Source organism: Paenibacillus nuruki, from assembly GCF_001721045.1.
GTDB lineage: Bacteria > Bacillota > Bacilli > Paenibacillales > Paenibacillaceae > Saccharibacillus > Saccharibacillus nuruki.
Map to the genome: position 1 here is coordinate 162,967 of NZ_MDER01000035.1, position 11,195 is coordinate 174,161.

An 11,195-nucleotide genomic window follows, 5' to 3' on the forward strand; every position below is an offset into this window, starting at 1 on the left:
GCACATTTTATTATATTCTATAAGGGAACGAGTTGCTTTACTATAGAGTTATTCTTATACAAGGAGTGACAGTCATGATTAGCAGTAAACTTCCCAAAATTTTTTACGGTGGCGATTATAATCCTGAACAATGGGATCAACAGACACACCAAGAAGATCTACAACTATTCAAACAAGCTGGAATCGATATTGCTACAGTCAATGTATTCTCTTGGGCACGTAATCAGCCCGATGAAGTTCATTATCAATTTGAATGGTTAGACCAATTGATCGATAGCCTTTATGAAAGCGGTATCTATACTTGTCTTGCAACCAGTACTGCTGCACATCCGGCATGGATGGCGAAAAAATATCCTGATGTTCTTCGTACGGATAAAGATGGTCGTAAGCGTAAATTCGGCGGTCGTCATAACTCTTGCCCTAATAGCCCGACGTATCGTAAATACTCCACAGAAATTGCTAGTCGACTTGCCGAACGTTATAAAGATCATCCTGCAATTGTAGTATGGCATGTCTCTAACGAATACGGTGGCGATTGTTATTGTGACAATTGTGAACGTGCTTTCCGTGTATGGCTCAAAAAGCGCTATGAGACATTAGATGCACTGAATACCGCATGGAACACTTCATTCTGGGGTCATACTTTTTATGACTGGGATGAAATTGTGCTGCCAAGTAATTTGAGCGAAGAATGGGGAGACGATAATACGAACTTCCAAGGTATGTCTCTTGACTATTCCCGTTTCAACTCGGACAGCATGCTAGAGTGTTATCAATTGGAATATGATGCGATTAAAACTATTGTTCCAGAAGCATTAATTACTACGAACCTTATGGGCTTTTTCAAACCTTTAGATTATTTTAAATGGGCGAAACAGATGGACATTATCTCATGGGATAACTATCCAGGATTGGACACACCGGTTAGTTATACCGCTTTAGCTCATGATCTGATGCGCGGTATCAAAAATGGTGATCCATTTATGCTGATGGAACAGACACCTAGTCAACAGAACTGGCAAGCTTACAATTCACTTAAACGCCCGGGTGTGATGCGCTTATGGAGTTACCAAGCTGTCGCTCATGGTGCAGATACGATTATGTTTTTCCAACTTCGTCGTTCAGCAGGCGCATGTGAGAAATTCCATGGTGCTGTCATTGAACATGTTGGACATTCCAATACACGTGTATTCCGTGAAACCGCAGCACTTGGAAGCGAATTACAGACTTTGGGTGACACATTACTTGATTCGCGTATTGAATCCAAAGTTGCTATACTGTTTGATTGGGACAACTGGTGGGCCATCGAAAAATCAAGCGGTCCTACGATTGCGCTCAAATATGTAGATCAGATACATAAATACTACAAAGCCTTTTATGATCGTAATGTTCAGGTCGATGTAGTGGGTGTAGATTCTGATCTTAGCGCCTACGAATTAGTTATCGCGCCTGTTCTTTATATGGTCAAACCAGGTCTAGCTGATAAATTAGAACAATTTACGCAAAATGGTGGCACATTTGTCACGACATTCTTTAGCGGCATTGTAGGCGAGACTGATTTGGTTGCTCTGGGTGGTTATCCTGGCGAACTACGTAAGTTGCTTGGTATCTGGGTAGAAGAAACAGATGCTCTGCTTCCTACGATGCGTAACCAAATCGTAATGGATACTCCTTTAGGTGATCTTAACGGCGATTATGAATGCGGCATGCTCTGCGATCTGCTTCATACCGAAGGTGCCGAAGTTCTTGCCCACTATGGTGATGACTTTTACAAAGGAATGCCTGTACTTACCCGTAATACGTATGGTAAAGGTGAAGCATGGTATATCGCTTCTGATGGAGAAGAAGCTTTTATTGACGGTCTCATGAAATTTATTGCCGATCACAAAGGCATTCAACCTGTGCTTGATACTCCAGCAGGTGTTGAAGCTGGGCGACGTGTTAAAAACGGCGAACAATTCATTTTCTTGCTCAACCATAATGCGGAAGCTGCTACAGTAGAACTACACGATCTACAAACGACTAATTTGCTAGATCCTCATCACACAGGTTCTTCTATCGAAATTCCTGCGCGTGGTTCTGTTATTCTTAGTGCTTCCTATAGCAGTTAAATCCATTTCAGTGTAATATTAATCTCAATTGGTAATATATGACATGATAATCGATTAACATCCTTATTTTACCACGAATGAAGCGATACGTAAAATGTATTTAATTACATTTACGTATCGCTTTTTTTCGTTCGTATTTCTAGGCTATATCTATATTTAAACCGTCATTTGCTTATAAAATAACGCCATCTTTAAAAATAGCTATTTCGCGGAAACCATGTTTTTCACTGTTCGTTTGTTGCCGTCCTGAAGCAATATCTACAATCGATGTTAATAGATCTAGAGATACTTCTTCCATCGTTTTACCTTCTAATAGTTGCCCTGCATTATAATCAATCCAATGTTTTTTTCGATAAGCCAGATCTGATTGTGTAGCGATTTTGAGTGTAGGTACAGGTCCACCAAATGGCGTTCCTCTTCCTGTCGTAAATAACACAATGTGTGCCCCTGCCGCAGATAGGGCTGTGACAGATACCAGATCATTACCGGGTGCTTCGATAATATTTAGTCCAGATTGTTGTACACGCATACCGTATCTGAGTACATCCATGACTTGAGAATGTCCACCTTTTTGCGTACAACCCAGAGACTTTTCTTCCAGTGTAGTGATGCCTCCTGCTTTGTTTCCCGGCGACGGATTCTCATAAATATTTTGCCCATGATTCACAAAGTATTGCTTAAAACCGTTGATCAATTCAACCAGTTCGTCAAACACTTGCGGTGTCTGCGCACGATTCATCAATATTGTCTCTGCACCAAACATCTCCGGTACTTCTGTTAGGATTGCTGTTCCTCCAGCAGAGACAATAAGATCTGCAATAGAACCGACTAACGGATTAGCTGTAATGCCTGATAGACCATCTGAGCCACCACATTTTAAGCCTATTTTTAATTTGGATAAAGGAACTGGTTTGCGCTGTACTTGCTCTGCCTGCATAACCAGTTCTTCCAGTAAATTTAATCCTACTTCCATCTCGTCATCTTCTTCTTGTGCTTTGAGATAACGGACTTTGTGCGCATATTCTGATGGGATTGCTTCGGCAAATTGTTCAATCTGATTATTTTCACAACCTAGTCCGATAACTAGCACACCCGCTGCATTGGGATGAAGTACAAGTGAAGCTAATAATTGCTTCGTGTATTCCAGATCATCACCTAATTGGGAACAACCAAATGGATGCGGAAAATGATAGACCCCTTCAACCCGTCCTTGCATATCTGCATGAGCAATACGAGCGAGCGCTTCACAGACTTTGTTAATACAACCTACAGTATTAATAATCCAGATTTCATTACGAATACCGACTTCGCCATTCTCACGTACATATCCTTCAAATGTCTGTAAATGTTCAGGAACAATTGTAGGCATCCATGTCGGTGTAGGTTCATAACGATAATCTAATGTTCCTGATAGACCTGTACGTAGATTATGCGTATGAATCCATTGTCCCGGCTGAATTCGCTCTTTGGCTTTGCCGATTGAAAATCCGTATTTCATCACATCTTGATCAGGAGCAATCTCATGTACTGCTATTTTGTGACCACGTGGAACAGGATCGCTAACAGACAGGATGGTTCCATTTTCCAGCATAATGAGTTCACCGGGAGACACATCTCGAAGCGCAATCACGACATCATCTTGCTTTTGGATAGTGATGCAATCTTTGATTATAGTATTCATAGCTGTGCTTCCTCCAATAACTGGATATTCGATACGATGGCTTTCGCTAATCCTTCAATTTCAGTCAAATCTTCATCCCAGATCTGTTGATCTGCCAGAATAGACGTAACAACATTTGCTAATTGTGGTTGTTGCCAGTGTTCTGCAAGGCGCTGTAGATAGCGTTCATTATCTTTTATAGTAATCAGTGTGCCTGATGGAATCTTCGTCTGATACCGTTGTCCATCTTCCACTGATTGTGTCCGATACAATAAAATCAAAGCTGCAAAGGAGTACACGATCTCAGCAGGCAACTGGTTATATTTTTCTGAATACGCTTTCAATGTTGGTAAGATTCGAGTCTTAAATTTGCTTAGACTGTTGAGTGCAATATCTTGCAGACGATGTTCCAGATACGGATTACGGAAACGCTCGAATGTTGCTGTTGCATAAGCATGTAGTTCTTTTTCATCTAATGTTAATGCTGGAATCACTTCTTTAGTGATCGTAGACATCACCCAATCGCTAAGCTTTGTATCTTCCATCACATCACGCACAGTGACTTTGCTATACCATAATCCTACAGGAGTCATTAAAGTATGTGCTCCGTTAAGAATACGTACTTTACGTTCTTGAAAAGGTTGAAGGTCTTTCACCCAGTGCACATTCAGTCCAATCTGTGCCAATGGTAAACGCTTGTCCAATTCTGGCTCCCCTTGAATCGCCCATAGATGATAAGGTTCTGCTGTATTGATAAATGGATCTTCGTAACCATATTGATTCGCCAGACGTTGATATTCTTCTTCAGGTGGCATACCGGGTACAATTCGATCCACCAGATTGTTGAGAAAACGCTGGGACTGCTCGATCCATGTCACAAAATCAGCACCCAATCCAAATTCTGTCGCATAACGAAGTACATATTGCTTGAGTAGATCACCATTATGTTCTATTAATTCGCAAGGTAAAATTAACAACCCGTGTTCCAAACTCCCTGCAAAATGTTGAAATCTGCGATACAAAAATACGGTTAATCGTGCAGGATAATTAAGTAACGGTTCTCCTTCTGTATAGTGGATCGGTTCATAGGCTAATCCTGCTTCTGTCGTATTCGAGATAATGATATCCAAAGACTCCAATTCTGCTAATTGTAGAAATTGTTCCCATTCAGTATAAGGGTCGATAAACGTTTTGAACACAGGAATAATAGACTTTTCTTCAATCACTTCTCCCTGTTGCAATCCCCGTGTAATCAATGTATACAGCCCATCTTGCTCTGCTAATTGTTTTAATTTGATAGCTCCATTCGGTGTAGGCGGAGTGAGCGCAATACTGCCATGGTATTTCCCTTGATTAATACTTTCATAGATCATCCAATCAAAAAATCCTCTTAAAAAGTTACCTCCGCCTATCTGCAATATTTTAATCGGAAGCTGGCGAATAGTTTCGATCTTACGACGCTCATCCTGACTATTCATTTCTAACCGCAAAGGTGCAATATATTTTCCGATCGACATGATACGCCTCCATCCTGATTTATATATGATGATTATGTTTTCGATTAAATGATTGCATCAATATTGTTCACGTTAACATTTTACAAAATATGACTCTTATTTGTTTCCTATTGTAGCATCAAATCTATAAAAATAGTCAACTAAAATATATTTATTATGATCCTTTTTTTATTTCAACTACGATCGGGACCTATTCTGTAGTCATTGGCTATAAAAAAATAACGAACATCGAGAGTATTCTCAACATTCGTTATTTCTATGTTCACTTTGGACGAAGTAGTCATCCAGTCTCAATGCATTACTTAAATATACGACGACATAATAATTGTAAAAGCGGTCCACTTTTTTCATACCATTGTAGTCCAGCATCAAGACGCTTGGCTTGAGCAATCACCACATCAGCATCATCGATCCCTTCGAAATACCGGCTTAAAAAGTGCATAAATACATCAATACGACGTAATAAAATAAGCAACGGGATCACTTCAGTCTCCTGATCTGATAACTGAACATGAGTAGCATATCCTTGTAAAAAAGCAGTACATTGCTTTTCGTCTGCTCCATTCCACTCTACAGTCTGCAACATATCTGATAAGCATACCGCTGGCTCCATAGCCCGTAGATCACGTGTAACAAATTCAAAATCCAATATAGCGGTAATCTCTCCATCAGCGGATTCAAGCATATTCGATGCATTTAGATCCCCATGAATTAATTGATGTGGTAATGATACCAGACGTGTAATCCGCATCAACTGCTCTCCAAGGCGTTCTCCAATCCGATAAAGAATATCTGCAATACTGTTAAAATCTTCTGGTGGATGAGCGCAGAACGCTTCCAATCGACCCGGACTGCACAAAGGATACGATTGACCTAAACGATAATAAGGCGGATACACCGGATGCAGATCAATATCAATCTGTGCCAATGCCGCTGATAATTGACCGGTGACCTGTCCAAAGTGGAAAATCTCTTCTGTTGTTCTAAGTTGAGGTGTACGCCCATCCATATAATGAAATAACGCTGCTATTCTGCCAGCGCTACGAGAATCATCTTCATTGACTGGTTGTGTAACATAGATTGTCTGCCCTTTGGTATCTTTGACAGGCTTTGGTGTATTTAGCCCAACCAAAACAGCAGGAAGTGCAGATAATACTTCATGCTCATAACGAACTTTCTCAGGTTCGTTGTGTGTCTCATAACGTCTTAGCACATAACGACTAGACGCGTGATCGATAAACATCGTGGTATTATTCATACCGCCTTTACCTTCAACCATATGCCAATTTCCAGATGGAAAATAATGATCTGCCAGTTGTTCCATGGAATCTATATATTCGCTTTCCAAGGGTTCCCCTCCTTGCTGCCTTTTATAATGCGGGTAATGGAGAAGCTGATTGAGTCCATATCGTTGAGAACTCTAGGTGCAGACACTGACTTTTTTCAAGCCAAAATATGTGAGCAATAGAAATGCAACACGACCATGCTTCATCTATTACGTTGTCTGTATACTATTCAGCAATCTTATCAGCCTATTGCATCTTATTTTCGATGAAAGCTAACCTCTAACCTTTTACCTGTTTGTTAATAATATAACAATTCAGGTGTCCTTACCAATCCAAATTTTAACGGATTGCAAAAGTTCAGGAATACGTTTACTTAAACAGCACTGATTCTTGTAATTCTTACCTTATAAATAGCTAGGTAGCTTCTATATCCTATCTTTGTATGGGTAAAAGATATAAGGGTATACACCAAAAATCCTTTTCCTGTTCGCAGTGATCTGCTTCAAGAAAAGGATTGATCTTCTATAGGATAGGAAGTGGGTCAGTATCATTGTTGATATGGTTAGCGTTAACGAATAATTTGTTGTTGAGTCGGCAGTTGGGTATCTTGTTGCTGGCATTTGGTAGCGGCACTTTGGACAGCTCGCATAATTCCTCCGTATCCAGTGCATCGACATAAATTACCACATAGTCCTTCTTTGATCTCATGATCGTTAGGAAGAGGATTCTGATCCAATAAAGCTTTGGTTGAAATAATCATACCGGGTGTACAATATCCACATTGAAATCCACCTTCTTCTAAAAAAGCTTCCTGAATCGGATGTAATTGATCTTCGTGTTCACCATGTAATCCTTCAATAGTCGTAATCTCTTTGCCTGCACATTGATAAGCCATCGTCAGACACGAATTAACAGGTTCTCCATCAATCAAGACCATACAAGCACCACAGCGACCGATTTCACAAGAGACTTTGGTTCCAGTCAGATCGAGGTCACCACGGATGATATCTAATAAACGACGCGAAGGATCGATTTGCAGTTCACGATGTTCTCTATTCACAGTCGCTTGCCAGGTTGTATTTGTTGTTTTCATCGTGGACTCACTCCTTCTTCTTGCCATGTTTCGATTGGTTGAATCAGTAATTCACGAGCAACAGGTAAATGAGGAACCCATACACCGACAGCATCCCGAATCGCAGCTGTAATCGCTGGTGCAAGCGCCACTGAACCTATCTCGCCTATTCCTCGTGGACCAAAGGTGTCTCCTTCTGGCAAATCTTCGATCGCTTCTACTTCAAGAGAGGTATGCATATCTTTGATTGTAGGAATCAGATACGTATCCATATTTTTAGTCAAATAATGCCCTTGATCCATCACTGCATCTTCAGTAAGTGTGAATCCTAATGCCATCACACTACCGCCTTCAATTTGTCCCAAAAATCCCATCGGATTAATGACCGGTCCGGCGGCAACCGTATGATAATTCGCTAACAATTTCACATGTCCTGTTAATGTATTAACTTCCACTTCGGCGGCAACAGCGGCATACGTATATAAATAATGTCCACCGACTACAGCATCAGGCGTAGTTGGATAAGCGAATTCGGTATCAAAAATCAATTGTTCTTGTTGACCGGCTTGACTCATATATTCTGCAATTTCAAGATACGTGATAACAGGTTCAGATTCTTCTAAAAGAATCGGGTCATCGGTCAATAATCGTATCCCTTTAACCCCTGTGGTTAACTGCTCCGACGGTACACCTGTGATTTGCGTAGCTATTTTTAAGATCGTTTGAAGAAAAGGAGTCTTCAGTCGTTGCAAAGCCATCCATGCCATCGTCGTCGAACGGGAAGCTGTACTTGAGCCGCTATGAGGTACACGATCCGTATCTCCTATAACGATACTAAGATCATCAGGTTCACACTGGAAGAGATCCATCAACATCATCTCTAATGTAGCAATTAATCCTTGTCCGAATTCTTCATAGCTAAATGAAACTTCAATCTTGCCTTGTTCATTGAGTGCAAGACGTCCGCCAGCGGGGTCATCAATCCCATATCCTAAGCCTGCACCATGCATAGCCAGTGCCGCCCCTATCCCACGCTTAATCCATGGAGGCTGGAACGTGGATGACTCTTCACTTAGTCCACTCATCACTTCAACGTTATCATGCCATTCAGAATCTGCTGAGCTAGCTAACTGTAACTTACGTTGCCATAGCTTGGATTCAGCCAATGCTTGCATCACTTGTTCAAGACCATTGGTCTGTAAAATACGTTGTTCTAATGGCCCAGGATCATGTTGTAGACGACGATTCATCATTCGGAATTCCCACGGGTCCATATGGATCATTTCAGCCAATCGATCCATTTGCCCTTCCATTGCAAATATCGCCTGATTGCCACCAAATCCACGAAATTCACCAGATAGTCCGTTGTTGGTATAGACCGATACGCCTTCTACATCCACATGCTCCATACGGTAAGGCCCCATAGAGTGTTCTGTTGCAAAATTAAGCACAGGTGCTCCCAGTGTCGCATATGCTCCTGTATCTGCCACAATACGAACATAATGAGCGATAAGGCGACCTTGTTCGTCCATGCCTGTTTTCATTTCAATCTTCATTGGATGACGCTTGAGTCCAGCCCGAACCGATTCCTGACGTGAATTATGCATTTTGATCGGACGACCACTTTTCAATGCTAATAATGAACCATACGGCTGTACATTTAATTCATCTTTACCGCCAAATGAACCCCCAATTGGACTGGATATCACACGAATACGTTCTTCATCCCAACCTAGAATACGCGCAATTTGCATCCGATCTTTATAACCATGTTGCGTTGGAGCATAGACCGTCAGACGACCATCGCTTTCAGGGACAAATAAACCGCCTTCTGTTTCCATATACGCATGCATTTGTCTGGGTGTACTGTAGACTTGATGCACCACATACGCACAATCCGCTAAAGCTGTATCTGTACTTCCACGCTTCACTTGCGTACGATGAAGAACATTGCCTTGGGGATGAAGTCTTGGAGCTGATTCTTCCAGTGCTCTAGTCGGATCGGTAATCGTCTCTAACACTTCATATTCTACATGGATCAAAGACAGCGCATGTTCAGCAATCTCTAATGACGTTGCGGCTACAGCTGCGATTGCATCTCCAATATAACGAACCGTATCTTCACATAAAGCAGGTTGATCAGGGGTAGCTATACCAAATCGATTCAGTCCGGGAACATCCTGATGAGTAATCACTGCGATAACGCCTTCATAGGCTTCGGCTTCAGACACATCCAATGACAAAATACGTGCATGCGGATGAATACTGCGTAGAACACGTCCATATAACATGCCTTCTGCGGTCATATCGGTTAAATATCGCAATTCACCGGTTACTTTTTCTTTACCATCCCGTCGTTTGCGCCAGCGTTCTCCACTACTCTCCCGATTCAGCAACATACTCTGTCATCTCCTTTCGATCTGTGAATGAATACTTTCCCATAATCCAGCTGCTAGCAGATTTCCTGCTGTTTGTTGACGATACTGTTCACTAGCAAAAGGATCGCTGTACGTTACAAAGTCTTCACTTGCTAATAGAGCTATCGACGTGATCATTTCTGCATGATACCGATTTCCTTCTAATAACTGTTCACATCTTGATAATCGCATCGCAATACCTGAACCACCACCTGCGGCTATTCTAACTTGTGAGAAGTGCCCTAACGGATCGACCATGGCACGAAAAGCCACCGTAACCAGCGATGGCGTAAATGCTTCTCTCCGTCCAATTTTGCGAAAAAAAGTGATTTCTTGTTGATGTTCAGTAGACTGCTTTTCTAATACAATACCCATTAAAATAGCATCTAGACTTCTACGACCGCTTTTCACTACATCTAACCAATCGACGATATCTTGTTGGATCAAGTCGACTTTGCTTCCGATATCTGCCCAATGAAGTGAAGCATTGTGCACTAACAAAGCGGGAATAGCATCGCCCACTGCTGAAGCTATATTGCCCCCGATTGTTGCTTGATTACGAATAGAAGGAGCGGCAATATGACGACAAGCTTCATATAGAGTGGCTCCATGATTCGCTATATACATATCTGCTCCGCATTCGCGTAGTCTTGTTAACGCTCCAATGTGTATATGCTGATCACTCTCATCAATGCCACGGAGATCGGCAATCGTATCGAGCCTTATTAAATGCTCATGTTTACTTACGATGCCGCCTTCCCACTGAGTACGCAATAAGGTTCCACCTGCTACAAAAGCGGCATTGGCTCCATATTGACGTTTGATCATCATGGCTTCTTCCATATCTGCCGGTTCCCACACCTGACATGGAAAAGGATCAGGAATCCTGCTTGTCTCTATATTCATTTCCATGATGTCACCTCCACTTGTTCAAACCTTACTTTCGATGATGATATGTGAGCCTTTATCATCTATCCGTTGAACAAATTTTAATGAAATCATGGATTTATGTCAATTATTCTAACCTATATTTGTGTTATACCTAAATTAAAGGCATTATTTTGTGCTTTACGCCCTTTAAATAAATAAAATACGATCTTATATGTAATATAATATAACATTAAATGAAAAT

7 protein-coding genes are annotated in these 11,195 nt (G+C 41.3%); 1 reads left to right on the plus strand and 6 read right to left on the minus strand.

Annotation, left to right across the window (positions count from 1 at the left end; all coding sequences use genetic code 11):
* The first annotated feature begins 74 nt into the window (after positions 1-74).
* On the plus strand, positions 75-2,111 hold the full coding sequence (locus tag PTI45_RS10105) for a beta-galactosidase (RefSeq protein ID WP_069327438.1): 2,037 nt from the start codon (positions 75-77) through the stop codon (positions 2,109-2,111).
* Between the two features lie 172 nt (positions 2,112-2,283).
* On the opposite strand, the gene PTI45_RS10110 is transcribed toward PTI45_RS10105, so the two are convergent.
* From PTI45_RS10110 to PTI45_RS10135, 6 genes are all read right to left on the minus strand, one after another.
* Positions 2,284-3,792: a UxaA family hydrolase gene (locus tag PTI45_RS10110; protein WP_139129237.1), complete on the minus strand. Its 1,509-nt coding sequence runs from the start codon at positions 3,790-3,792 to the stop codon at positions 2,284-2,286.
* Complete coding sequence (locus PTI45_RS10115; protein WP_069327439.1) at positions 3,789-5,288, minus strand: tagaturonate reductase; 1,500 nt, start codon at positions 5,286-5,288, stop codon at positions 3,789-3,791. Before PTI45_RS10115 ends, PTI45_RS10110 begins: the two co-directional genes overlap by 4 nt.
* A 298-nt stretch (positions 5,289-5,586) precedes the next feature.
* A complete protein-coding gene (locus PTI45_RS10120) occupies positions 5,587-6,636 on the minus strand; it encodes a phosphotransferase (protein WP_083243450.1) in 1,050 nt (349 codons plus the stop codon).
* A 506-nt stretch (positions 6,637-7,142) separates the two neighbouring features.
* Positions 7,143-7,667, minus strand: a complete 525-nt coding sequence (locus PTI45_RS10125; protein ID WP_069327440.1) for a (2Fe-2S)-binding protein — start codon at positions 7,665-7,667, stop codon at positions 7,143-7,145.
* On the minus strand, positions 7,664-10,045 hold the full coding sequence (gene pucD / locus PTI45_RS10130; RefSeq protein ID WP_069327441.1) for a xanthine dehydrogenase subunit D: 2,382 nt from the start codon (positions 10,043-10,045) through the stop codon (positions 7,664-7,666). The genes PTI45_RS10125 and pucD overlap by 4 nt, the downstream gene beginning before the upstream one ends.
* 6 nt (positions 10,046-10,051) lie before the next feature.
* The gene (locus PTI45_RS10135; protein ID WP_069327442.1) at positions 10,052-10,975 is read right to left on the minus strand and encodes an FAD binding domain-containing protein; all 924 of its coding nucleotides are present in this window, start codon (positions 10,973-10,975) and stop codon (positions 10,052-10,054) included.
* Between the last annotated feature and the right edge of the window lie 220 nt (positions 10,976-11,195).

What these genes read in the sequence shown, in the direction of transcription:
- PTI45_RS10105 (WP_069327438.1), top strand. Translation starts at nt 75, where the DNA reads ATGATTAGCAGTAAACTTCCCAAAATTTTTTACGGTGGCGATTATAAT.
- PTI45_RS10110 (WP_139129237.1), bottom strand. Translation starts at nt 3,792, where the DNA reads ATGAATACTATAATCAAAGATTGCATCACTATCCAAAAGCAAGATGAT.
- PTI45_RS10115 (WP_069327439.1), bottom strand. Translation starts at nt 5,288, where the DNA reads ATGTCGATCGGAAAATATATTGCACCTTTGCGGTTAGAAATGAATAGT.
- PTI45_RS10125 (WP_069327440.1), bottom strand. Translation starts at nt 7,667, where the DNA reads ATGAAAACAACAAATACAACCTGGCAAGCGACTGTGAATAGAGAACAT.
- pucD (WP_069327441.1), bottom strand. Translation starts at nt 10,045, where the DNA reads ATGTTGCTGAATCGGGAGAGTAGTGGAGAACGCTGGCGCAAACGACGG.
- PTI45_RS10135 (WP_069327442.1), bottom strand. Translation starts at nt 10,975, where the DNA reads ATGGAAATGAATATAGAGACAAGCAGGATTCCTGATCCTTTTCCATGT.